At 64.7% G+C, this 24,705-nt stretch carries 18 protein-coding genes; 6 read left to right on the top strand and 12 right to left on the bottom strand.

Features of this window, described 5'->3' with window-relative positions; translation table 11 throughout:
- Nucleotides 1-24: 24 nt before the first annotated feature.
- The 4 genes from G3I74_RS14630 to G3I74_RS14615 all read right to left on the bottom strand — a co-directional run bounded on the left by G3I74_RS14630 (nucleotide 25) and on the right by G3I74_RS14615 (nucleotide 2,741).
- On the bottom strand, nucleotides 25-480 hold the full coding sequence (locus tag G3I74_RS14630) for a regulatory protein RecX (protein ID WP_164212341.1): 456 nt from the start codon (nucleotides 478-480) through the stop codon (nucleotides 25-27).
- Nucleotides 480-1,520, bottom strand: a complete 1,041-nt coding sequence (gene recA / locus G3I74_RS14625) for a recombinase RecA (RefSeq protein WP_164212340.1) — start codon at nucleotides 1,518-1,520, stop codon at nucleotides 480-482. The genes G3I74_RS14630 and recA overlap by 1 nt, the downstream gene beginning before the upstream one ends.
- A 160-nt stretch (nucleotides 1,521-1,680) precedes the next feature.
- Nucleotides 1,681-2,205 (bottom strand): RNA 2',3'-cyclic phosphodiesterase, encoded by a 525-nt coding sequence (gene thpR / locus G3I74_RS14620; protein ID WP_164212339.1) that lies wholly within the window; start codon nucleotides 2,203-2,205, stop codon nucleotides 1,681-1,683.
- Between the two features lie 20 nt (nucleotides 2,206-2,225).
- Complete coding sequence (locus G3I74_RS14615; RefSeq protein WP_164212338.1) at nucleotides 2,226-2,741, bottom strand: CinA family protein; 516 nt, start codon at nucleotides 2,739-2,741, stop codon at nucleotides 2,226-2,228.
- Nucleotides 2,742-2,921: 180 nt separating this feature from the next.
- On the opposite strand from G3I74_RS14615, the gene mutS reads away from it, so the two are divergent.
- The gene (mutS, locus tag G3I74_RS14610; RefSeq protein WP_164212337.1) at nucleotides 2,922-5,489 is read left to right on the top strand and encodes a DNA mismatch repair protein MutS; all 2,568 of its coding nucleotides are present in this window, start codon (nucleotides 2,922-2,924) and stop codon (nucleotides 5,487-5,489) included.
- 91 nt (nucleotides 5,490-5,580) lie between these two features.
- Nucleotides 5,581-7,800: a patatin-like phospholipase family protein gene (locus tag G3I74_RS14605; protein ID WP_164212336.1), complete on the top strand. Its 2,220-nt coding sequence runs from the start codon at nucleotides 5,581-5,583 to the stop codon at nucleotides 7,798-7,800.
- A gap of 12 nt (nucleotides 7,801-7,812) precedes the next feature.
- Here the strand turns inward: G3I74_RS14605 and G3I74_RS14600 are convergent, their stop codons facing one another.
- The 7 genes from G3I74_RS14600 to G3I74_RS14570 form a co-directional block, all read right to left on the bottom strand.
- On the bottom strand, nucleotides 7,813-8,640 hold the full coding sequence (locus G3I74_RS14600; protein WP_164212335.1) for a hypothetical protein: 828 nt from the start codon (nucleotides 8,638-8,640) through the stop codon (nucleotides 7,813-7,815).
- Entirely contained in the window at nucleotides 8,637-10,037 is a 1,401-nt protein-coding gene (locus tag G3I74_RS14595; protein WP_203594785.1) for an MltF family protein, read from the bottom strand. Before G3I74_RS14595 ends, G3I74_RS14600 begins: the two co-directional genes overlap by 4 nt.
- A gap of 51 nt (nucleotides 10,038-10,088) precedes the next feature.
- The gene (locus tag G3I74_RS14590) at nucleotides 10,089-12,011 is read right to left on the bottom strand and encodes a glycine betaine ABC transporter substrate-binding protein (protein WP_164212333.1); all 1,923 of its coding nucleotides are present in this window, start codon (nucleotides 12,009-12,011) and stop codon (nucleotides 10,089-10,091) included.
- Nucleotides 12,008-13,546 (bottom strand): BCCT family transporter, encoded by a 1,539-nt coding sequence (locus G3I74_RS14585; protein ID WP_164212332.1) that lies wholly within the window; start codon nucleotides 13,544-13,546, stop codon nucleotides 12,008-12,010. Before G3I74_RS14585 ends, G3I74_RS14590 begins: the two co-directional genes overlap by 4 nt.
- 47 nt (nucleotides 13,547-13,593) lie before the next feature.
- A complete protein-coding gene (locus tag G3I74_RS14580; RefSeq protein WP_164212331.1) occupies nucleotides 13,594-14,148 on the bottom strand; it encodes a DUF4136 domain-containing protein in 555 nt (184 codons plus the stop codon).
- Nucleotides 14,149-14,179: 31 nt separating this feature from the next.
- A complete protein-coding gene (locus G3I74_RS14575; RefSeq protein ID WP_164212330.1) occupies nucleotides 14,180-15,478 on the bottom strand; it encodes a YbaY family lipoprotein in 1,299 nt (432 codons plus the stop codon).
- 113 nt (nucleotides 15,479-15,591) lie between these two features.
- Nucleotides 15,592-18,021: a mechanosensitive ion channel family protein gene (locus G3I74_RS14570; protein ID WP_164212329.1), complete on the bottom strand. Its 2,430-nt coding sequence runs from the start codon at nucleotides 18,019-18,021 to the stop codon at nucleotides 15,592-15,594.
- 369 nt (nucleotides 18,022-18,390) lie between these two features.
- On the opposite strand from G3I74_RS14570, the gene G3I74_RS14565 reads away from it, so the two are divergent.
- Genes G3I74_RS14565 through G3I74_RS14550 form a run of 4 tightly spaced genes read left to right on the top strand, consistent with a single transcriptional unit; the run spans nucleotide 18,391 to nucleotide 24,063 of the window.
- The gene (locus tag G3I74_RS14565) at nucleotides 18,391-19,395 is read left to right on the top strand and encodes a helix-turn-helix domain-containing protein (protein ID WP_164212328.1); all 1,005 of its coding nucleotides are present in this window, start codon (nucleotides 18,391-18,393) and stop codon (nucleotides 19,393-19,395) included.
- Nucleotides 19,392-20,540: an efflux RND transporter periplasmic adaptor subunit gene (locus G3I74_RS14560; protein ID WP_164212327.1), complete on the top strand. Its 1,149-nt coding sequence runs from the start codon at nucleotides 19,392-19,394 to the stop codon at nucleotides 20,538-20,540. Before G3I74_RS14565 ends, G3I74_RS14560 begins: the two co-directional genes overlap by 4 nt.
- Nucleotides 20,537-23,689, top strand: a complete 3,153-nt coding sequence (locus tag G3I74_RS14555) for a multidrug efflux RND transporter permease subunit (RefSeq protein WP_164212326.1) — start codon at nucleotides 20,537-20,539, stop codon at nucleotides 23,687-23,689. The genes G3I74_RS14560 and G3I74_RS14555 overlap by 4 nt, the downstream gene beginning before the upstream one ends.
- Complete coding sequence (locus G3I74_RS14550; protein WP_203594784.1) at nucleotides 23,686-24,063, top strand: potassium channel family protein; 378 nt, start codon at nucleotides 23,686-23,688, stop codon at nucleotides 24,061-24,063. Before G3I74_RS14555 ends, G3I74_RS14550 begins: the two co-directional genes overlap by 4 nt.
- Here the strand turns inward: G3I74_RS14550 and G3I74_RS14545 are convergent.
- Nucleotides 24,033-24,695: a porin family protein gene (locus G3I74_RS14545; RefSeq protein ID WP_164212325.1), complete on the bottom strand. Its 663-nt coding sequence runs from the start codon at nucleotides 24,693-24,695 to the stop codon at nucleotides 24,033-24,035. The two genes, G3I74_RS14550 and G3I74_RS14545, sit on opposite strands and share 31 nt — an antisense overlap.
- Nucleotides 24,696-24,705: the final 10 nt, after the last annotated feature.

Raw genomic sequence — 24,705 nt, 5'->3', positions numbered from 1 at the left:
TGATTGTAGCCTTTCGCCCGACTTTCAATCCGTCAGTTCGCGAATGACCGACTCTTCGAACCCGCGCCGGGCCAGCGCCTGCCGGCGCCGGCTCTTTTCCTTCATATCCTCGGATCGGGTCTCGCCGTAGCGGCGCAGGAACCATTTGGCAGCCTGGGCCAGCCAGTCGACGTCCAGTTCAGCCAGCGCCCGCTGCGCCAGCGAGCGATCAATGCCGCGTTCAGACAGCTCGGCGCGGATTCGAACCGGACCATAGGCCTTTTCGGCGCGCGATCGGGCAAAGCTTTCGGCAAAGCGCTGGTCGGACTGCAGGCCCTGCTCGGCCAGCTCGGCGATGCCCTGCTCGACCAGCGGTTGCGGCCAGCCCTTGCAGGTGAGCTTGCGCGTCAGTTCCTGGACCGAGTGCTCGCGCCGCGCCAGCAGGCGCAGCGCGGCCTCGCGCACATCCGCCGGGCTGGCCTCGGCCCGGGATTCGTTCATCAGCCGGCTTCGGCCGCCTCGGCGGCGGCCGCGGCTTCGACCGCTTCGGGCTTGGGCAGGAGCTTCTCGCGCACCAGCCGATCGATTTCATCGGCCATGTCCGGATGATCCTTCATGAACTGGCGGACGTTGTCCTTGCCCTGGCCGATGCGGTCGTCGCCGTAGCTGTACCAGGCCCCCGACTTCTTGATCAGCCCGTGCTCGACGCCGAGCTCGATCAGCTCGCCCTCGCGCGAAATGCCCTCGCCGTAGAGGATCTCGAAGACCGCCTGGCGGAACGGCGGGGCCATCTTGTTTTTGACCACCTTGACCCGGGTCTCGTTGCCGATCACCTCGTCGCCGCGCTTGAGCGCGCCGATGCGGCGGATATCCAGGCGCACCGAGGAGTAGAACTTCAGCGCGTTGCCGCCGGTGGTGGTTTCGGGCGAGCCGAACATCACCCCGATCTTCATGCGGATCTGGTTGATGAAGATGACCATGCAGTTGGTGCGCTTGATGTTGCCGGTCAGCTTTCTGAGCGCCTGGCTCATCAGGCGGGCCTGCAGACCGACGTGGGAGTCACCCATCTCGCCCTCGATCTCGGCTTTCGGCGTAAGTGCTGCGACCGAGTCGACCACAACGATGTCGACCGCGCCGGAGCGGACCAGCATGTCGGTGATTTCCAGGGCCTGCTCGCCGGTGTCGGGCTGAGAGACCAGCAGGTCGTCGACGTTGACCCCGAGCTTTTCGGCGTAGCTGGGATCAAGCGCGTGCTCAGCGTCAACGAAGGCGGCCGTGCCGCCGACTTTCTGCGCTTCGGCAACGGCGTGCAGGGTCAGCGTCGTCTTGCCGGATGATTCCGGGCCGTAGATTTCGATCACCCGGCCGCGCGGCAGCCCGCCAATGCCCAGGGCCACATCCAGCGCCAGCGACCCGGTCGAGACCACCGGCACGTCCTTGCGGCCCGTGTCGTCGCCCATGCGCATGATCGCGCCCTTGCCGTATTGTTTTTCGATCTGGCCAAGTGCGGCGGCCAGCGCCCGTTTACGGTTGTCGTCCACGATGATGTTCCTCTTTAATTCAAGTCGGTGTCGCTGCGATGCGCCGATTATCACACACGGCCTGTCGCCAGCCGGGCCTTGTGCGCTCGGTCGCGGCGTTTTCCTACCGCGATCGGCGCCCTCTTCCTGCCCGCCCGCCTGGCGTTGCCGGCCAGCTTGGTCATACGGTAAGCGGCCAGGTTCTCAAAACCTGATAAGGCCGGGACGGAATCGACTCGATCAGGACAAATTCGGCGATCGGCCAGTCAAGCGCGGGCGGCTCGGGGAATTCCGGCCGGCGCGCGACCCTGCGGTACAGGGTGATGTGCGGATGGAACTCGCGCGGCTGGAAACCCAGACCCAGCTCGGCCATCGCTGCGCCCAGCCATGCAACCAGCGCCCGGGCCGCATCCGGCGCCGGCCCGCCCAGCCAGGCCACCCTTGCCCCGGCAAACCAGCCGAAGCGATCGAGCTTGAGCTCAAAACCGGGCGCGCGAACGCGATCGGCCGCCGCCAGGATTTCCGGCAGCCGGTCGGCGGGCTGGTTGCCCAGAAACAGCAGGGTCAGATGCAGGTTGTGATCGGGCACCCGACGATCCGACAAGCCGTCGATAAGACGCCGCCGCTGGATGATCGAGCGCCGGACCGAGGGATCCGGCCAGCAGGCGAAAAACAGGCGGCGGGTTGGTTTTTGCTCGGCCGGCATGGTAAGAAAACGTATCGGCGCTAGACCCGCCCCGGCCTGGCCAGCCGGTCCAGCAAGCCGCGCAAGGCCAGGCCGACCGTGGCCCGCCGGACGCCCTCGCGGTCTCCGCTAAAGCGATGGCGTTCGGTCTCCACGATATCGCCCGGCATCGCCCAGCCGAAACAGACCGTGCCTACCGGCTTGTCGGGCGTGCCGCCCTCCGGGCCGGCGATGCCGGTCACGGCCAGGGCGCAGTCGGCGCGGCTGAAGCGCAGCGCGCCGGAGGCCATGGCCGCGGCCACCTCCTCGCTGACGGCGCCGAATCGGTACAGATCCGAGACCCCGACGCCGAGCATCTCCTGCTTGGCCTCGTTGGAATAAGTGACCAGGCCGCGCTCGAACCAGGCCGAAGAACCGGCCAGGTCGGTGCACAGCTTGGCGATCCAGCCGCCGGTGCAGGACTCGGCTGTTGCCAGCCTCCGGCCGTGAGCCTTGAGCTCGGCGGCCACGGTCGCGGTCAGCATGGCCAGGGCTTCATCGTCGTGTCTGATGTCCATGGCGCATATGATGCCTTGCTTTCTACCCGACCCTGGGAACAAACCGCAGATCAACGCAGATAAACGCTGATCAAAAAGCAACGCCAGTTACTTGCCCGCCCGTGCTGCGGTCCCAATCGATCTGCGGTAATCTGCCCCGTCTGCGGTCGCATAATCAATTCCGGAGTCCCGCGCAGGCCAATGGCCGACAAGTCCGCCCAGCACACGCCCCTGATGCAGCAGTACCTGCGGATCAAGTCCGACTATCCGGACATCCTGCTGTTTTTTCGCATGGGCGATTTCTACGAGCTGTTCTACGACGACGCCCGCCGCGCGGCCAAGCTGCTCGACATCACCCTGACCACGCGCGGCCAGTCGGCCGGCCAGCCCATTCCCATGGCCGGCGTGCCCTACCACGCCGTCGACGGCTACCTCGCCCGGCTGATCAAAAAAGGCGAGTCGATCGCCATCTGCGAGCAGATCGGCGACCCGAACGAGTCCAAGGGGCCGGTCGAGCGCAAGGTGGTGCGCATCGTCACCCCCGGCACGGTGACCGAGGAAGCGCTGCTGGATGATCGCCAGGACCGCCTGCTGGCCGCCATCGCGCCGGCCAAAATGGGCTTCGGCCTGGCCTGGCTGGACGTGGCCGGGGGGCGGCTGCGGTTTGCCGAACCGAGCGACGCCCAGGAACTGGGCGCCGAGCTCGAGCGCCTGCGCCCGGCCGAGATCCTGTTTCCCGAAGACTTCGCGCTGCCCGTCGCCGGGCTGGTCGCCGCGCTGCGCCCGACCCCGCCCTGGCATTTCGACGCTCAAAGCGGCGAGCGCGAACTGTGCCGGCAACTGCAGGTTCAGGACCTGTCCGGCTTCGGCGTGGAGCAGCGCGGACCCGGCCTGGCCGCGGCCGGCGCCCTGCTCAACTATGCCGGCGAAATGCTGGCCGGCGAGCTGACCCACCTGACCGGCGTGCGCGCCGTCCAGGCCAGTCAACACCTGGTGCTCGATGCCGCCACCCGCCGCCACCTGGAAATCGACGTCCATCCCGACGGGCGCAGCGAGCACACCCTGGTCGGCCTGATGGACGCCACGGTCACGCCCATGGGCAGCCGCAAGCTCAAGCGCTGGATCACCCATCCGCTGCGCGATCATGCCCGCCTTGACGCCCGCCTCGAAGCGCTCTCCACCCTGCTCGAGCAGCACGCCCACCCCGGCCTGGCCGAGCAGCTGTCCGGCATCGGCGATCTCGAGCGCGTGTTGACCCGGATCGCGCTCAAAAGCGCGCGCCCGCGCGATCTGGCCACCCTGCGCGAGGGCCTGGCCCGCCTGCCAGCCCTGCATGAAACCCTGGACGGCTTTACCGCGCCAATGCTGCGCGAGCTGGCCGAGATCCTGCTGCCCTGCCCGGAGCTGCTCGGCCTGCTCAGCGCCGCCATCGTCGAGCAGCCGCCCATGGTCATCCGCGACGGCGGGGTGATCGCCGAAGGCTTCGATACGGAACTCGATGAACTCAGGTCCTTGAGCCGCAACGCCGGCGACTTCCTGCTGCGCTACGAGGAGCAGGAGAAAAACCGCACCGGCATACCGACCCTGAAAGTGGGCTACAACCGGGTTCACGGCTACTACATCGAAGTCTCCAAGGCCCAGGCCGACAAGGTGCCGACCGAGTACAGCCGCCGCCAGACGCTAAAGAACGCCGAGCGCTACATCACCGAGGAACTGAAGGCCTTCGAGGACAAGGTGCTCTCGGCGCGCGAGCGCGCTCTGAGCCGCGAAAAGGCGCTGTACGAGAACCTGGTCGAGGACCTGGCCGGACATCACCGTCACCTGGCCGGGCTGGCCTCGGGCCTGGCCACGCTGGACGTGCTGGTGGCCTTCGCCGAGCGCGCCGAGACGCTCGACTTCGCCCGGGCGCAGCTCGACGATCAGCCCGGTCTGGAAATCACCGACGGCCGCCACCCGGTGGTCGAGCGGGTCCAGGACGAGGCCTTCGTACCGAACGACTGCCGCCTGGATCCCGACCGGCGCATGCTGGTCATCACCGGCCCCAACATGGGCGGCAAGTCGACCTACATGCGCCAGGCCGCGCTCATCGTGATCCTGGCCCACGCCGGCAGCTTCGTGCCGGCGGCAAACGTGCGCATCGGCCCGATCGATCGCATCTTCTCGCGCATCGGCGCCGGCGACGACCTGACCCGGGGGCGCTCGACCTTCATGGTCGAGATGGTCGAGACCGCCAACATCCTGCATAACGCCAGCAGCCAATCGCTGGTGCTGATGGACGAGATCGGCCGCGGCACCTCGACCTTCGACGGCCTGGCCCTGGCCTGGGCCGTGGCCACCGAGCTGGCGCTCAAGCTGCGCGCCCTGACCCTGTTCGCCACCCACTATTTCGAGCTGACCCGCCTGGCCGAAGACCACGAGGGCATCGCCAACGTCCACCTGGCGGCGCGCGAGCACGGCGAGCGCATCGTGTTCCTGCACTCGGTGCGCGCAGGCCCGGCCAGCCAGTCTTACGGCCTCCAGGTGGCCAGACTGGCCGGCGTGCCGAAACCCGTCATCACCCAGGCCAGGAAGCATTTGAACCGGCTGGAAAACGACGCCGCGCGCGCGGCTTCCCCGCAGCTGGGACTTTTTGACACCGCACCCGAGACGCCGGAGAGCCCGCCGGATGCGCTGCGCGAACTACTGTCAGCGATCGATCCCGACGAGTTGAGCCCGCGCGAGGCGCTGGACCACCTCTACCGGCTCAAGAAAGCCGGCAGCGAAGACTAAAAGCTGCAGGCCCCGGATCAGCGCTTGAGACCACGCCGGCGATTGCTAATAATGGCAGGCTGTGCCCGCGCGCATTTTTTAAACCCCGGCCATGACCCGTGTTCGCGCCCGCTTGCTGTTTCTGGTCACGCTCGCTCTTTTGAGCTGTTCTGCAATAGCCGAGTCAGAACGCATCGGCCTGGTGCTCGGCGGCGGCGGCGCGCGCGGGGCGGCTCACGTGGGCGTGCTCAAGGTCCTCGAGGAACAGGGCATCGCGGTCGACGTGATCGCCGGCACTTCGATGGGAGCCATTGTCGGCGCACTCTACGCCAGCGGGTACCGGGCCGACGACATCGAGGCGATTGTCGAGCGCATCGACTGGGCCGGCGCGCTCAGCGATCAGCCCGATCGCACCCTGCTGAGCCCGCAGCGCAAGGCCGACGCCGCCCTGATTCCTTCGTCGCTGGAAATCGGTATCGGCCGCGACGGCCTGCGCATCCCGCAAGGCCTGATCCAGGGCCAGAATCTGGGCCTGCTGCTGCGCGAACTGCTGCTGCACGTCAGCCACGTCGATCACTTTGATCGGCTGCCGATCCCGTTCCGGGCGGTGGCGGCCGATCTGGTCAGCGGCGAGTCGGTGGTGCTGGAATCCGGGGACCTGGTCGACGCTGTGCGCGCCAGCATGTCGGTGCCCGGCGCGTTTCAGCCGCTGCGCATCGGCGACCGGCTGCTGGTCGACGGCGGCGTGGTCGACAACGTGCCCATCGACGTCGCCCGGGCCATGGGCGCGACGCGCCTGATCGTGGTCGACGTCGGCTCCGGGCTGGCCGACGAGGACGAAATGGGGTCGCCGGCCTCGGTCACCATGCAGGTCATCTCCATCCTGATGGAGCGCCAGACCCAGCGCACGCTTGAGCTGCTCGAAGACGACGACGTGCTGATCCGCCCCGTCCTGAGAGACATCGGCTCGGCAGATTTCGACCGCGCCGGCGAGGCCGTCCCGCTGGGCGAGGCGGCCGCCAACGCCAACGTGGAGCAGCTGCAGCCATTTGCCGCCGATGCGCGCCGGCTGGCCGCATTCGAGGGCCGGGCGCGGCCCGAGTGGCAGGCGGATCGCCCCATCGACCGGATTGCCGTGAATCCGTCTCTGAGCCGCTCGGCCTTCCTGGTCGAGGATCGATTGCGGCCTTTGCTGGGTGCCCCGGCCGATCCTGAGCGCATTGAAGCCCGCATCGGCGAGATCTACGGTGAGGGTCACTACGAGCGCATCATCTACCGGCTGGAGGACAAGCAGGGCCGGCTGGTGCTCCACGTTACGCCCGTGGACAAGAGCTGGGGCCCCAACTTTCTGCGCCTGGGCTTGCGCTTGAGTGACGACTTCGACGGCGGCAGCACCTACCAGCTCGAAGCCCTGGCGCGCATGGCCAGCGACATCCGCCCGGGTGCCGAATGGCGCGTGCGCCTGGCGCTGGGCGAACTCAACGAGCTGGCCGCCGCCTGGCGGGTTCCCTTCGGCCGCAAGGCGCGCGCCTACGTTCAGCCTTATGCCAGCGCGCGCGCCCTCGATCAGCCGCTGTTCGTCGACGATCAACGCACGGAACTCGCCCGCCTGCGCTGGAGCCGGGGCCGTTTTGGCGCCGAGCTCGGCAACGACTGGAACACCAGCACCCGGACCTTCGTTCGGCTCGAGCGCGGCGCAGACCGTCTGTCGCGAAAAATCGGCTCCGGCGGGATCGGCGCAGAGCGGGTCCGCCAGGATTACGGCTTTGCCGCGCTGGGCATCGTCAGGGACAGCCTCGATGATGCAACCTTTCCGACCCGCGGCACGCTGCTCGATGGACGGGTCGAGTTCTACCAGCCCGCCTTGGGTTCAGAGACCACCGCCGAGGTTCTGCGTTTCGATCTGACCCGCGCCTTTTCACTCGACCGCTACCTGTTGCTGGCCGGGGTGCGCGCGGTATCGGGAAGAAGCGATGAAGTGTCCCTGCAGGCGGTCGATTTTCTCGGCGGCCTGGGCAACCTGTCGGGCTACGGCGAGCGCGAACTGGGCGGACCGCAGCTGTTTCTCGCCCGCACCCTGCTGATGCGCCGCATGGGCGAGGTCAATCAGCTGTTTTCGCTGCCGACCTACCTTGGCATCAGCCTGGAAGCGGGCAACGTCTGGCAACGCCGGGCCGACTTCGAGCTCAACGACCTGATCTACTCCGGCGCGCTCTATCTGGGTGTGTCCACGCCGCTGGGTCCGATTTTCCTGGGCTACGGACGCTCGAGCGAAGGCCAGAGTTCAATCTATCTGAACTTCGGCAGCCTGATCCGGTCGCGGCATCTCTAAGTCAACGCGAGGCTAAAAACTGGCGCTGTAGAAAAGCATCGGTCCGCGGTAGGTCCAGTCCAGCTTGCCGGTAAACGCCGTGCGATCAATATCGATTTCCAGCGACGAGTAGTCATAGCTCAACCCCAGCCCGAGCCAGGTTCGGGGCTGCCAGGTCAAGGCCACCCGGTAGTTCTGAATCCGGCCCTCGTAGTCGCCGAGCGCCAGATAGAAGTATTCGCCTCTTGCATTCAGCCAGAAATTACCGGGCAGTGACCATAGCCCGGCCAGCCCCAGCACCGGCAGCGGCGCGGTCGCCTTGCCGATATCGGAGCTGAAAGCACCCTGCGCCGAAGCGTCAACGGCTGCGCTGGCGGCAAGCGCTGCCCGAATGTCGGTCACATGAAGCCCCGCCGAAGCGGTCAGCTCATACCTTGAAGTCTGCTGAAACGAGTATTCATAGCCCAGCTGGTAGATATCGAAATCCAGGCTGCCGCGAACCTCGGCGTCTACGGCAAACGTTTCATCGCCCCAGGCGACCTCACGATCGAAGCTCGCCGTGCGATCGCGCGAATCACTGAACCAGCTGGCTCTGAGCTTGTGCCTGTCGCTGAAACGCCATGCCCCGTCGACGCGAAAGCGCGCGGCGTCGCCAAGACCGAAGGCGCGCTTCCAGTCGACGTCGGTGCCCGTCTGCGTCTCGCCATCCAGGCGCACGCTCGGGTCGACATCGAGGATGAAAGTGCCCAGCGAGAGCTGGAACGGATCGGTCAGCAGATTGGGGCCGGCGCCGGCCGTGGCCGGCAAGACCAGCACAAGCGCAACCAGAGCGCTCGCCGCGCCCGCTCCACCGCGGGTCACTGCAGCAACCCCTGCGCCTCGACCAGGCGATAGGCGGTGTAGTACTTGTAGATATTGGACACGTACTGCACGGTCTCGCGACCGATCTTTTCAGCGGCAATATGCTCGACGTTGTTGAACCAGCGATTGGGGTCAAGACCACGCTCGGCCGCGATCCGGCGAAAGGTTCGAATCCGGCCCGGGCCGGCGTTGTAGGAGGCCAGGGCCAGCAATACCCGGTCGGCCGGTTCGATGTCCGGATCATCGAAGAAACTGTCGATCAGGTAGCGCACGTACCGCACCCCGGCCTGGATATTGCCTTCCAGATCGGTGACGTCCGAAATCCCCATGTCGGCAGCCGTCGTCGGCAACACCTGCATCACCCCGATGGCCCCGACCGGGCTGACCACGCTGTGGTCCAGGCGCGATTCCTGGTAGCCCTGCGCCGTGATCATCAGCCAGTCAAGGCGATTTTCGGCGGCATGAAGCTGAAACAGTTCGGCCAGCTCAAGCAGCCGATTGCGCTCGCCCTTGGCGGTGGCGTTGGTGACGAAGCTGGTGTTCTGATAATAGCGCCGAAACAGGATATTGCCGGTGGCGGTGCCCTTGCGGGTGGTGGCGAGGTACTCGTTCGCCAAGGCAAGCAGCTGCGGACTGTCCTGTCGAACCGCAAAAGCGATGTCGTTGCCGTCGCTGAGGCTGACGTTTTCGATGACCTGCAGATCCGGCAGCACCTGCTGCCAGAACGCGGCCAGGTAGCTGTCGGCAAAGGTGTAGTCGACCAGGCCGGCGTTGACCATTTCGAGCACGTCTTCGGTTTCGAAATGGTCGGGCGCTTCGTTGATTTGGATGGGCGCGAGGCCCTGATCGGCGAAGCGCTGGTTGAGACTTTCCAGATGCTCGAAATAACTGCTCTGCGGATTGACGAACAGCTCCTGACCGGACAAGTCTTCCAAACCTGCAGGCACTTCTGCCCCGGCATGCGCGACCAGCACTTCGCGCACGCCGCGGCCGAGCGGCACGGTGAAGTCCACCCGCTCGGCGCGCTCGGGCGTAATGGTCAGGTTGGCCGCGACAATATCGCCAAGACCCTCGACCAGCGCTGGAATCAGGCGGTCCCGCGTGGTCGGTATGAAGACCACCTCGACCCGCAGATGATCGCGATCGAAACGCTCGTTGAGCACCTCTTCGAAACCCTGCATGATCTCGAAGGCGATGCCGCGCTGCGTTCCGCCATCAATGAAGTAAAGCGTTCGCCCATACGGCACCAGCACCCTGAGCCGCCGTCGCTCGACGATCTCGTCGAGATCCCCGGAAGCGGGTCTGAACTCGTTCAGTGGCAGCTCCGTGACTTCATCCTGCGCCGGGCTGGCCACGGCAAACGCCATCAGGCAGGCCATCAACAACCACTTCGACATCGACATTGACCTCAATGAATCACGATCGGACCCTTGGCGCGCGGTGCAGCGTCATTCTCGCCCAACTGGCGTCGGTCGCAGCAGCAACCATGCCGTCCAGATCAGCAACAGGATAGCCAGAACCGAAAGACCGGATGCGGCTGGCGACGGATTGAGGGACTGCGGCGGCTGCGGCAGTCGTGGCGCCAGTGCGCGCGCCTGGGGCAGGATCGGGTAGATGTCTTCGGTGCCTGCTGTCACCGCATTGATGCGTTCGACCGTCTGGTCGGTCAGCGGCAAGGGCCGCGTATCGAAACTGGCTCCCGGACCTTGAGTGGAAAGCCGGGCCTCGCCCGCTGGTGCGGGTCCCGCCAGCACGAGTTGAGTGGCCAGGGTCTCGATGGGGCGACTGAATCCCGTCGCGAGCTCGGAACCTTCCGAGTCACCCGACAGGAACGGCGCCAGGTCTGCTGGCGATAGCCGGGCCGGCTGAAGATAAGGGAACACGATGCGATTGTTGCGTTGGATCCAGCCGTCGACCTCGATCAGCGACAGGCCGCGCCGCATCATCGTCAGCGCCGTCGAATTGCCGATCGGCTGCATCAGGACCGCCACGTCCGCACCGCTGTTGATCAGGGCATCGGCCAGCGTCTCCGGCCGGTCTCCTTCCACCGACACCAGGGTCGCTGACAGCTGCAATCCATCGATCAGTGACTGGGCGGCGCGGAACCCGCTGGAGCCTTCCGGTCCGGCGGCGATCAGGCTTGCCTGTTCAAGACGCTCGATCTGCGGATTCAGCGCGAAGGCCTGCAAATAGCTGGTGCCGACCAGGGCCACGGCCTCGATACCGGGCCTGAGCGGCGGCTGACCGAGGTCGGGGTCGATCGACCCCGGCGCAAAAAAGGCCGGCGCGCTGACCAGCGCCAGTCGCACACTGCCATCCTTGACCGCACCCAGTGGATCGCCCGAGCGAACCAGGTTCACGTTGCTGGTCGGGAACGAACGGCGCAGCTGCCGCAGCAGCGCGCCCGCCTCCCCGTCGGCATTCGCGCTGGGCGAAACGGCGAGGCTGACGGCCTGCCGGTCGCGCTTGCCGACCTCGCCGTCGATCAAGCCCCGACGAATCAGTTCATCACGTACGACTTCTCTTGGATCCTCGCCGCGTATGGAGACCCGGCGACTCAACGCGCGGATTTGTTCGTTGTTGATCGCGTCCGCCAACTGTTCCATGACCCCCTCCAGCGCAGGGAATCGCTGCAGCGCAGCCAGACGGTAGAGCAGTGCGACTTCGCCACCGGCGAAGAAATCAAGATCGTCCCGGAGTTCCAGCAAATCGAACAGCGGAATCTCGGGATCACCCGAGCGCACCAGCGCGACATCGATCTCACCGTCCAGGAGCCGGCCGAAAAGCTCGACTCGGTTGCGCGCTTCGACCTCGACGACCCGCTCGAACTGCAGCCCGTAACGCAAAGACAGCGGCGCGAGGCCATCAACGGGCCGCCGGCGAAACTCGCTGTCTACCCCGACGACCAGGTCGTCAGCTTGCTCAGAGAGATCGGAATAACTGCGAATGCGCAAGGGTCGGGCCCGATCACGCAGCATCACCAGGACCGGGCTGCTTTCAAAGCCCACCGGATCGCTCCATTCCAGGCCAAGCGAAGCATAGCGCTCACGCAGCAAACGGATCGACGCATCGGGATCGGCACTGGCCGATTCGGCCAGGCCCAACAGGGCCAGCCCGGAACCGGTCGATTCGGCATAGATATCGATCTCGCCGCGCTTGAGGGCCTCGAGCGTCAAACGGCTGTCGCCCAGACCAATCCGCCGCTCTACCGGAATCCCGGCCTCCTCGGCCAGTTCAGCGACCAGCTCGCCAACGATCTGGTATTCCGGAGACTGCTTTCCACCCACTTGCAGGGACTCATCATCCCGGCTGCAACCGCCGAGCATGGCCAGCCCGACCAGGACTGAGACGAAGGCGCAAAAACGGCTCACCGGGGCCTCCTTTGGGCGTGTGCTTCGAGTCCGCCCCGCTCGCTTCGAATCGCCCTCAGAAAGCCGACCACCTGCAAAAGCAGCACCACGGAAAAGGGAATGGCACCGGTCACCGCCATCGCCTTGGCGACCTCGACCGATCCGCTGAACAGCGTGGCTACGGTCAAAATGGCGACCAGGCTGCCCCACACCAGCTTGTAGGACAGCGGCGGATTGAGCTTGCCGTCGCTGGTCATCATCGACAGCACGAAACTGCCCGAATCGGCCGAGGTCACCAGGAAGATGAAAATCAGGAACAGGGCAACGAAGCCCAGCAGCTGACCCAGCGGAAAGAAGTCCAGGAAAACGAAGAACGCCCGGCTGACGTCCTGCGAGACCAGTTCGGCGATACCACCCCCGCCGAACAGCTCGATGAACACCCCGGCCCCGCCGAGGACGGCAAACCAGAACAGCGAAAACAGCGTCGGTACGATGATCACGCCGGCACAGAACTCGCGAATCGTGCGTCCCCGGCTGATGCGGGCGATGAAGATGCCCACGAAAGGCCCCCAGGCAAGCCACCAGATCAGGTAGGTCAGCGTCCAGCTGGCCGTCCAGTCCTGAAGACCCTCGAACGGAAGAAGCTGAAAAGCCAGTCCGGGCAACTGGGTGAAATAACCGCCGATCGAGTCGACCAGGGTCTCGAAAATGAACGAGGTCGGCCCGAAGACCGCGATGTAGAACACCATCAACACGGCCACCACCATGTTGATGTTGGACAGCAGCTTGATGCCGCGATCGACGCCAACGGCGGTGGAGGTCATGTAGGTGCCGTACATCACCGCCATGATGGCCAGCGACATGCCGAAACTCAAAGGCGTACCGACCAGCTCACCCAGCCCGGCACGAATCTGCAACGTCCCCATGGTCAGGGATCCGGCCAGTCCGAAGACCACCGCGAATACCCCCAGAATATTGGCGACTTGCCCCACCCGCTGACCCGTGCGCCCCGGAAAAAGCGATTCGATCGGCGTCGAGATCAGCGGCTTTTTGTTCTTGCGGAAGGTGAAATAGGCGATCACCATCGCGCAGATGCCGTAGATCGACCAGGCATGCAGGCCCCAATGGAGATTGGTCAAGACAAACGCAGTCCGGGCGGCCTCGGCGGTCCCCCCGGGCATGCCAGGCGGCTCACGGAAATGGTACAGCGGCTCGGCCACGCCCCAGAAGATCAGGCCGGCGCCCATGCCGCCGGCAAAAAGCATGGCGATCCATGAAACGGTCGAGAACTCGGGCTCTTCGTCGTCGGCGCCCAGCTTGACCCCGCCATAGGGCCCAAACGCCAGGAAAGCGGCCAGGATCAGGAAACCGGTGCTGATCAGGAGCCAGTACCAACCGATGCTGGTCAGCATGAAGGTCGTGAACCCCAGCGAGGTCCCGCTCATGCCATCGGGATCAATCAGGCCCCAGGCACCAAAAGCGGCGACCAGGACCAGTGAGACCCCGAACACACGGTTCGAGGCAACGGTCTGGAACAATTGGCCCGCAGACTTCATGGTCGCCGGGTACGAATCGCCGGGTTATCGGAAGCGAACGGCATGGGTTAGGGAAACCGCTCGAAGATCTTGGCGACGGCCTGATCGATGGCCTGCGCCGCGTCGCGCCGCGTTCTCTCGCTGATCTCGTTGCGGGCATTGCCCTCCCAGACCATCACGTTGTTGGATGCATCGATCAGATCGATGGTCAGCGTGCCCTCGGTGTACTGCTGCACTTCGGTGCGCACCGAGTAGCCCGGCCAGGCGGTATAGAAACCGTAGCGATAGTCCCAGTAGGACGGCCCGATGAACGGGTCGGCCACCTCGCGCGTGCGGATGCGCTCATCGAGGTGGGTGTAGGCATTGACCAGCAGATCGGCCTGGTCGGCATCGTCGGCATACTCGAAGCCCTGCAGCTCCATTTCACGGCGAATGGAGAAGGTCAGCTGCTGCGAGATCAGGCTGGCATAGCCACCCCGGTCGGTCCCCAGCGGATCGACAAAGGCAAAACTGGAGTAGCCGGAAAAGTCCACGTTGGGCGCGCTCATGGTTTCGATACGTGGTGAGCTGGCGCAGGCGGTCAGCAGCAGCGCGGCCAGAACGGGAAAAATGAGTTGTCTCATGGTTGTATACCTGGGTGGAAGAATGAAGGGATCATAGCGCGAGGGCCTCAAGGCGCATCAACAGGTTGTTTGCCTCGTCAAGCACTTCCAGGTGCTGACCGATCACCCTGACATGATTGGCAACGCTCAGCGTCTGGACAAAAGTTTCGGCCTGCTCCATGCCCTGGGCGCACATTCTGCGGGTCGTGACCAGCTCGGAAAATTCGATGCTGCCACCCGTCGAGCGGTAGCGACCGCTCAGGCGATTGCAGCCGTCCGAGCCGCCCACCTCACCGGTGTCGCGAAACACCAGGTGAGGTTCGCGCTGGTTCGGGAACCGCTCGACGCCGGAGCCGCGCAACAGCACCAGTCGCCAGTAGGTGTTCTCCAGGCTCGCAGCATGCGCCCTGGGCGGACAATCCTGGCCAGGCCAGACGCCGATGAATCGCTCCGGCACCAGCGTCATGACCGGCTCCGGCGATTCAGCCGAAGGCCGTTGCTCGATCCGGCCTTCCAGGCTCACCTTCAGCTCTTCGCCAGGTTCTTCCCGCGCCTCCAGGTAGGCCTCTTCGAGCGCACGGTTGTCCTCTTCAGCGGCCACCGCCAGGTCAAGTCCGGTCAGGCACTCCCGAAAACGCCCGGCACCGGCCAGATAGCGAAACTTTCCCCCCATGAGCAGGCGCGGCTCCGGCAGCGCAAGCTGCGGCTTGCGCTCCAGGGTGTAGTTCAGTTCGGAATCAATGCGTGCGCCGTCGCGGTCGAGCATCTCCAGGGCATCCGGCCCCTCAATGGCGAAACGCAGCGGCGCTTCGCGCCCCCCGTGCAGCGAAAGCTGCTTTCGATCCGACGAAACCAGGTACCGCCCGATGTCGTCAAAGGTGCCGTTGTCGCGATCCAGATGGGTCTCACGCATGAAGTACACCCCGTTTTCCAGCAGATGGATCTGCGTCTCGACCCCGGGGCCGGCGGAGGGCAGCGTCCCCGCGAAAGCTGCCGGAATCGCGCCGAGCAGCTGGTCGGGGCGTCGCGCAACCCGGCGCATCCGCACCGACGCCGTTGCCGGAAAGCCCCGGGTCAGAACCTGGTGAACCGTGTCACTGGTAAACAGCAAATCCTGGCCGTCGTACAGGCGAGCAGCGACCCGGTAGCTGTGGCGTGGATCGATCTGCGCCGGATCGTATTCGATGCTGAACTCATACGGCGGCTGGCCCGCCGGCTCGATCACCATTTCACCCAGGCGCTCGGCGGCAACGTCTTGCCGGCTGATGTCTTCGAGCACGATCTCCAGTCGGGCGTTGGGCGGTGCCGCGATCCGCTCGACGTAAAAGACCTGTCCACTGACTTCAGCCATTTCGTTATCGCCCTGAGTGGTTTGGCCAGCGCAACCAGCCAAAGCGCCTACCAGCAACAGCAGCAAAGAATTTTTCACGGTTTTGAGCATGGGTTTTCCTCGTCAGGCGTCCTTTAAGCGCTGGCATCATTTTGTGGCTCGAAGTCGACCGAACCTTCCGGCGGATAGTCCAGCGTGTCGCGCATTTTCTTGCGGGTTTGCACATCGAAATTCGGGAAAGGCAGCTCGTTGCCCTCGCGCAGTTCGCGCATGATCGCTTCAGCGCGTTCTGCCCGCTCGTCGTCCACGCCCCCGTCGCTGGCCAGGTAGTTGACCATGGACGGGAACGCGAAGCCGGTACCGGATTCCTCGACGATCTCGATCAGGCGCAGAAAGATATCTTCCTGCACGCCGAGAAACTCGTTGAAATCGTTGGTCTTGATGTAGGCAAAGATCTCGATGTCCACGGAATGGTCGCCGAAACCAAGAAACCGCGCCCGGGCCGGTTCAGGCGTCACCATTGGATGCTGCAAGAGCAACTGGCGAATCTCGGTCAACACCCAGCGCAGCTGGTCCGGGCTGGTTTCGTAGCGCAAGCCGACGGTGGTGCGCAACAGCATGCGGTCGCGGCGGCTGAGATTTTCGATGTTGAGGTTGACGAATTCGGCGTTGGGGATGGTCACCACGGTTCGGGCCAGTGATCGCACCTTGACCGAGCGCAAACCGATGCCCTCGATCACGCCCAGATGCTCTCCGAGCTGACAGAGGTCGCCCACCTCGACCGGTTTGTCGGCAAACAGGGTCAGACCACCGATCAGGTTTTCCAGCGTGCTGCGTGCAGCCAGCGCCACGGCCAGGCCACCGATCCCGAGACCGGCGATCACGCCCTGATAGGGCAGCGACAGGATCTCGGCCAGAAACAGCACCGCACCAATGATCACCGCCAGCTTGACAATGGAGATGGCCAGCGAGCGCAGAATCTCGTCGCGGTAGCGATAACGCTGCGAATGGGCCTCGAGCACGTCGCTGATCTTGTCGACCAGATGATAGGCAAGCCAGCCACCGGCAATCGACAGTGTCACCCCGATCACAACGCGCAGCGGGATGTCCACGCTTTGCGGCAGCCCCAGCATCTTGAGCGCCAGCATGCCGATGCCGGCGATGAAGATCAGCCGCAGAGGCCAGAAAAAACGAACCTTCGGAGAAAGCACCCGATTCTCGTCGCTCTCGTCAAGCTGGAATGGCTTGGCGACCATCCCGGTCAATAACCAGCTGATCGGAATACTGACCAGCAACCAAAGGATCAGCGCAAACCACTGCCAGAGTTCGACCCCGGGTCCGGCTTCGTTGAGAAGATCGCGGTGGACCGATCGAACCTGATTGCGAATCTCGAAAAACGGCGTCGACGCGCCGCGTCGAGAGGTGTCGGCCAGCGGCATGTCCTCCAGCGCCATGAACAGCTGACGCGCGCTGGCCATGGTTTCGGCGCTGAACTGCCAGCGGGTGGACCCATCTTCTTGCTCGATGGGATGAATCTCGACAACACCGACCGGGTGGACGAAATGAACATACGGACCGCGCCGATTCGGATCATCGGGAATCTCCTGGCGCAGCGGCAAACCGATCCGGTGCAGCACCTCGATCAGATACTCGCCCAGCAGCGCGCCCTCTTCCTGGCGCACGGCCTCGGCGATCTGCGACAGGTCCATGGTTTTCAGGAACAGCTCCCCGTTGCCGTTACGGGCGTTGTCCCATTGTTCGACAAACGTGCGCATGGTGTCGCGGGGCGATTGCAATGCGTGATGTTCACGCGCATGCGGCAAGACACCGTCGTGCCTGACGAGCAGTTCCTCCAGCGCGGCGCGCATTTCGGCCTCCGGCGGCACGACCAGCCGCCAGGTTCTTTCGCCACTGTCCGAATCCGATGACGCACGAAATCGCAGCGTGTAGGCCAGATTGGTCCCTGCCTGGGTCAGATTTGCCGCGTACTCGACCTCGTCGGCGAGGTCTTCGTCGCGCTGCAGCTCCCAGACCCGAAAAGTCAAACGGTCGATGACCTGGAAAAGCAGCCGCGCCAGGTCGATGCGGTCATAGGCCGTCAAGGACTCCTCGAAAGCCGAAAAATCCAGCAAGGGAACGACGATACCCAGCCGGTCGCTACGTCCCTCTCCGGCCCGGGCGCCGGCCTGCAGAAAAGACCGCAAGGTCGCCTGCGGGCTCGAAAGATCCAGCCGGCCGAACAAGGTGTCGGCGATGTCGGTTTCGGTCCGCATGCCGGTCCACCACTCGCCGGTACCGAATCGTCCCATGAAGCTTTGCCGGTCAGGCGACATGACAAAGGTGAAAACGCCCTGCCCGGCAGCATCGGTCCAGGTGCCGGAAAGTTGTTTGCCGTCCACCCGACCCTGCATCACGCCTTCGAAACCCGGGTAGAACCCCTCGACCCGATCGCCTTCCTGACGCAGTTCCATCACGGCGCCGCCGTTGCGCCACTGTGTGTCCCAGACCCCTGTCCAGCTGGCATTCTCGGCAGCCGTCGAGTCAGACAGCAAAATAAAAAGCATCGCCAACCCCATCAGCCGGAATGGAGTTCGCGCGCAAAAAGCCGGGAGTTCAACGTTAGGTAGCAAAAACATCAAGGGGCGACGGACTTATGAGGCAACTACAGGCCGATGAAATGTTCAGGTCAGCCCGCGTACTGCATCGCGTGGCGGCTTATCTCATCAGCGTCCCTTGCGCCCTTACGAACTCCTGCTAGTCGACGGCCCCGCTGACAAGACTTTCAACCATAACGCGCGCTGACCAACACACAAAGTCAAACAATGCAAACTCTTCGCCTGGCTGCCTGACTGCCTGTTCAACGATTGGATGTTGCTCCCAGTTTGAGTAAGATGCGGGGTTGAAGCAGCAATTCACTTGATGAGATTCCCCGCTTGAACTCAGTCCAGCGCATCCATCTTTCTTCCGTCGAACAACTCCAGGCCGCGCTGGGCGAGATATTCAATGGCCAAATCACCCAATCGCGCCCCGGACCGCTGGAGGCGGCCTTTGCGATTGCTCAGGTCGATTCATGCGATGTCTTCAGCAGCAGCGTGAACCGTGAACTGGTGTGTTCGGGACAACGCTCGCGCGAGCGCTGGACGATTACACCGATTACCCGACGCTGCGCCGGCGGCCGGTTCCGGGGGCAAAAGCTGGAGGATGGCAGCCTGCTGCTGCTTGACCCCGGCGGCGAGGTCTTCCAGCAGATCGAGCCGGGGCACTGTCAATTCGCCGTCTCGATCCCGGTCGAGCAGGCCAGCCGAATCATCGAGGCCGAATACCAGGTCGAGCCCGACACCCTGCTGCACCAGTGGTTACACGTATCCGATCCCAGGGTCACTGCGCGCATGGAACGGCTTCTCATGAACCTGCTGTCTTTCAACTCGTCCCACTCCGGCGCAGCGAGCTTCGGGCCCGGGGGACTGGCCGGGCATGTCATTGCCCTCGCCCAGACCGGTGCGCGGCCGAGACTGCTTCGGGCCAGCCTGGCCCATCGACGCCGCATCGTCAGACGGGCCGAAGACATGATTCGAAGCCGGCTGGATCGCCCGCCCAGCATCACCGAATTGTGCGAAGCCACCTTTGCCAGCCGTCGGCTGCTGTTTTATGCCTTCAATGAACTGCTGGGCCGCTCACCGGCGGCCCACATCAAGAATCTGCGCATGCACGCCGCCCGCCGTCGCCTCATTTCCGGCAAAGGCCACGCCTCGATCCAGCAGATCGCCTTTGATCTCGGCTTCGGTCACCCGGGACAGTTCGCGATCGACTATGCCCGAGCCTTCGGCGAGCGCCCGAGCCAGACGCGCTGCAGGCTAGGCAAGCGCGCCGTTGGCCAAGCGCTCAACAACCCGTCAACTTCACAGCCACGACCCGCCCCGGAAACCCGACAACCATGAAATCCACCCTGCCCCTGTTATTCAGCGCGTGTTTGTTGCTGAACGGTTGCGGTTCCGCCGAGGATCCGGCGCCGCCCCCGCCCGTCGGTGTCGGCGTTTATGAAATTCGTCCGGTGGACCTCAATCGCCAATGGCGCGTCAGCGCGCGGACCGAGGCGGTCGAAGCCGTGCAGGTCCAGGCCCGAGTGAACGCCGAGGTCACTGCGGTGCTGTTCGATCGGGGCGCGCGCGTGCGCGCCGGCGACGTCTTGTTTCGGCTCGAGGATGAGCCGCTGCGCGACCAGATGCGCCAGGCCGAAGCCCAGGTGGAAGCGCGCCGCAGCGCGCTGGAACTGGCCGAACGCAACCTGGCGCGCGGGCTGGAGGTGGCCGATCGCGGTTTTCTTTCGGCGGCCGATATCGACAAGCTGCGCGATGCCGCCAGCCAGGCGCAATCGGCGCTGACGGCGGCCGAGGCCGCCCTGGCCCAGGCCAGCCTGAATCTGGACTACACCATCATTCGCGCACCCATCGATGGCCGCGTCGGCGACACGGTCGCCACGGTCGGCAACGTCGTCGGGCCGGCGTCCGGACCGCTGGTCAGGTTGCTGGCCACCGACCCGATCGTGGCCCGCTTCCAGCTGACCGATCGCGAGTTCCGCGAACTGATCCGCCAGCGCAATCTCGGGCTGGCGGCCGATCAGTTCGAGATTCGCCTGCTGCTGGAAGACGACGAGCCCTATGCCTGGCCCGGCGAGCTGGATTTCGTCGATATCGCGGTGGACGAAACCACCGGCACCGCCCAGATCACCGCCCGCTTCCCCAATCCTGACGATGAGCTCGTCCCCGGTCTGTTCGCAACGGTGGAAATCGAAACACGCGAGCAGCAGCCGGCCCTGCTGGTACCAAAACAGGCGGTCCGACGCAATCAGCTCGGCCAGTTCGTTCTGGTGGTGCAGCCGGATCAAACCGTTGCCGAACGTCAGATCACCCTGGAGCGCGAGTTGCGCGTCGCCTCGGTGGTGGCCGCGGGTCTCGAGCCGGGCGAGCTGGTCGTCGTCGAGGGGCTGCAGAAGGTGCGCGCCGGCAATGCCGTCCAGACCGCGCATTATGACTGGGACAACGACACCGGCCTGCTGGCCCCGGTCGAGCGGGCAACACCGTGAGCGAGTTCTTTCTGAACCGGCCCAAGTCCGCGTTCGTCCTGTCCATTCTCATCACCCTGGCCGGTCTGCTGGCCCTGCAGACGCTGCCGGTCAACATGTACCCCGACCTGGCGCCGCCGCAGATCCAGGTCCGGGCCGTTTACCCGGGCGCGAGCGCCGAGACCGTGGCCGATGCCGTGGTTCGCCCGATCGAGCAGCGCCTCAACGGCGTCGAGGGCATGATCTATCTCGAGTCGGCGGCCACCAGCGACGGGGCGGCCTCGATCACCGTGACCTTCGCCACCGGCACCGACGTCGACATGGCCCAGGTCAACGTCCAGAACCGGGTCACGCTGGCCGAAAGCCAGCTGCCCGAGCAGGTCCGGCGCGAGGGCGTGGTGGTGCGCAAGCAGTCGGGCAACATGCTGCTGGGCATCAACCTGTTCTCCGAACGGCCCGAACTCGACGCGCTGTTTCTGAGCAACTACGCCACCACCAGCCTGGTGGAAAACGTCGCCCGCATCCGCGGCGTGGCCGAAGCGCAGGTGCTGGGCACCAGCGAGTACGCCATGCGCATCTGGCTGGACCCCGAGCGGATGAACCAGCTCGGGCTCACGGTCGCCGACGTCAACGCCGCCGTGCGCGAGCAGAACCAGATCGTCGCCGCCGGCGCCCTGGGCCAGGAGCCGGCGCCGCCCGACCAGGTCTTTACCTTCAACATCCGCAGCGAAGGTCGTCTGAGCGAAGCCGGCGAGTTCGGCCAGACCGTGATCCGGAGCACGCCGGACGGCCGGGTCGTGCGACTGCGCGATATTGCCCGCATCGAGCTGGGTGCGCGCTCCTACGCCGCGACCTCCAAGCTCAACGGTCGCGACACCGCCTTCCTGGTGATCTACCAGCTGCCCGACGCCAATGCCCTCGACGTCGCCGAACGGGTACGCGCGGAAATGGAGCGTCAGGAAGCGTTGTTCCCTGACGGCCTGGAATACGCCATCCTGTTCGACAGCACGCGCTTTATCGACGAGTCCATCCGCGAGGTCGTGCACACCCTGTACGAAGCCATTGCCCTGGTCGTGCTGGTGGTGTTTCTGTTTCTGCAAAGCCTGCGCGCAACGCTGATTCCGACCATCGCCATCCCGGTCTCGCTGATCGGCACCTTTGCCTTCATGGCGGCGATGGGTTACTCGGTCAACCTGATCACCCTGTTCGGACTGGTGCTGGCGATCGGCATCGTGGTCGACGATGCGATCGTGGTGATCGAAAACGTCGATCGGCTGATCCACGAAAAATCCATGGACGTCAGGCAGGCGGTCTCCCAGGCCATGCGCGAGATCACCGCCCCGATCGTCTCGACCACCCTCGTGCTGCTGGCGGTGTTCGTCCCGGTGGCCTTCCTGCCCGGCATCACCGGCGAGCTGTTTCGCCAGTTTGCGGTCACGATCTGCTTTGCGGTGCTGATCTCCATGGTCAACGCCCTGACCCTGTCGCCGGCGCTGAGCTCGCTGCTGCTGCGCAGCGGTGCCGAACCGATCCGCTGGCTCAAGCCGGTCGAGTTTCTCATCGACCGCTTGAGCCGGGGCTATCGCTGGCTGATCGACCGGATTCTGGGCCGGATCGCCGTGACGGGCGCGGTCTTCGTCGGCATTCTCGCCGTCGTGGTGGTGCTGGCCATGGGCACCCCGACCGGCTTCGTGCCCGAGGAAGACCAGGGCTTTTTGTTCGTGGACGTGCAGCTGCCGGACGCGGCCTCGGGCAATCGCACGGCCGCGGTCATGGAGACCTTGAGCGAAATGGTTCGCTCCGATCCGGCGGTCAGCGACGTCATCGCCATCAGCGGCTACTCGATCATGAGCGGCAGCGGACCCAACATGGGCTTCGGCGTGGTCGTGCTCAAGGACTGGGCGGAACGTGAAGACGAGGCGCTCCAGCCGGCAGCGGTGGTCAGGCGCCTGAACGGGCAGTTGTGGTCGATTCCCGAAGCCCGGGCCATGGTATTCAATCTGCCGGCCATCCCCGGTCTCGGGGTGGTTTCCGGCTTCGACATGCGGCTGCTGGATACCGCCCGGGCCTCGCCCACCGAGGTCGCCGCAGCCGCCGACGCAATCGTCGCCCAGGCCAACGAGCACGAGGCGCTGACGCGCGTGCGCCACAACTTCCGCGCCAACGTGCCGATGTACGAACTGGAAGTCGACCGCGACAAGACCAAGCTGCTGGGCCTGAACTTCGGCGAAGTCTTCCAGACGCTGCAGGCCCAGCTCGGCGGTATTTATGTCAACGACTTCACCCAGTTCGGCCGGACCTATCGCGTGATGCTCGAATCCGAGCAGCGCTTTCGCTTGCGCCCCGAGGACCTGCGCAACTTTCAGGGCCGTAATGCGTCCGGCGAGATGGTGCCCATCTCGACCGTGGCCCAGCTGACCCCGGCCGAGGGACCGACCCGTCTTGAGGGCTTCAATCTCTACCGCAGCGTGACCATCAACGGCGAACCCGCGCCCGGTGTGTCGAGCATGGAGGCGGTCATGGCCATGGAAGAACTGCTGGCCCAGTCACCCGGCGGATTCGACTTTGCCTGGGCCGGCCAGACCCTGCAGGAAATCGAGGCCGGCAACATGATCGTGCTGCTGTTTGCGCTCGCCATCCTGGCCGCCTACCTGTTTCTGGTCGCCCTGTACGAAAGCTGGACGCTGCCCATCGCGGTGCTGCTGTCGGTCCCGCTGGCCTTTTTGGGCTCGTTCCTGGCGCTGCGCATGACCGGCCTGCCGATGGATATCTACGCCCAGATCGGCCTGGTACTGCTGGTCGCCATGGCCACCAAGACCGCGATCCTGATCGTCGAGTTTGCCATGCAGCTGCACAAGGAAGGCCGCAGCATCGTCGAGGCCGCGCGCGAAGCCGCGGTTCTGCGTTTCCGGGCGGTGGTGATGACCAGCCTGGCGTTCATCCTCGGCGTGGTCCCGCTGGTCACCGCCACGGGTGCCGGAGCCGCCAGCCGGGTCAGCCTGGGGGTGACGGTGATGTCGGGCATGATCGCGGCCATGGTGCTGGTCACGCTGATGACGCCCATGCTCTACGTCGTCGTTCAGGCCATGCGCGAGCGCTTCGGCAGTAGCCCGAAGGGGTCGGCCGAACCCAATCCAGCCGAGCCGGAACAAAAACCGGCGGTGTCTTGAGCCAGCCCGTGCGCAGCCTGGTGCGCGGCCTGCGCTTTGCGTTTCGCGATGGACGAGTTCAGGGGCTGATGGGATTCACCTTCACCATCATCGGCCTGGCCGCGCTGTTCTACTCGCTGGTCGAGGGCTGGCCCTATCTCGATGCCCTGTACTTCGCGGTCATGACCATCGCCACCGTCGGTTATGGCGATCTGGTGCCGGTCACGACCCTGGGACGGCTGTTTACCATCGTCTACGTTCTGATCGGGCTCGGCATCTTCATTGCCGCGGCCAGCGCCCTGGCCGAGGCGATACTCTCGCAGCGCGAGCGCACATCACCCGATCAGACGGCTCGTGTCTGCGCTCAGAAAAGCCAGCCCAGCTCGAAACGGTAGGCATCAAACCGGGGATCCACGCCCTGGCCGCCGTCGATGGTGATCTGCTCCCATCCTGCCCGCGCGAACATGCCGTTTCTGAACTCGTAGCGCAGACCCGCACCCAGGTTCCAGCTGAAGCTGGTGTCGCTGTAGGTCGAGTAAAAGTCGCTGCAGATATAGCCCCACCAGGGGTCCCACCAGCAGCCCGTCGACGGCGTGCCGTCGCTGACGTTGGAGTCCAGGTAGGTCCAGCCGATCCCGGCCTGCAAGTAGGGGGTGAAGGCGGCATCGAAGATATTCCACACGCCCTTGAGCTGACCGTTGAAGGCCGACAGGCGGTGGTTGATGCCCACCAGGCCTTCGTTTTCGGTATTGAGAACGGCGTCATAGTCGGCCCGGAACCAGGAAGCGTCAAAATGCAGCGCCAGGTGGCGGGTGAAGTTGTAGCCGGTGCTGAAACCGAAACCGAGACCGTCATCGATATCGACCGACGACTCGTTGAGACCATCGGCGCTCTCCGATCCGGTCAGATACAGCCCGAAACTGGCTTCCCAACGGCCCTCTCGGTCGGAGGATCCGGCCTCCCACTGGGCCAGGGCGATCAGGGGAAAAAGGCTCAGAACAAGCAAACAAACTTTGACGATACGCATATCGGGTCAC

It is taken from the genome of Wenzhouxiangella limi (assembly GCF_010499265.1).
Classification (GTDB): Bacteria; Pseudomonadota; Gammaproteobacteria; order Xanthomonadales; family Wenzhouxiangellaceae; genus Wenzhouxiangella; species Wenzhouxiangella limi.
This window is presented reverse-complemented; position numbering and strand designations above follow the sequence as displayed.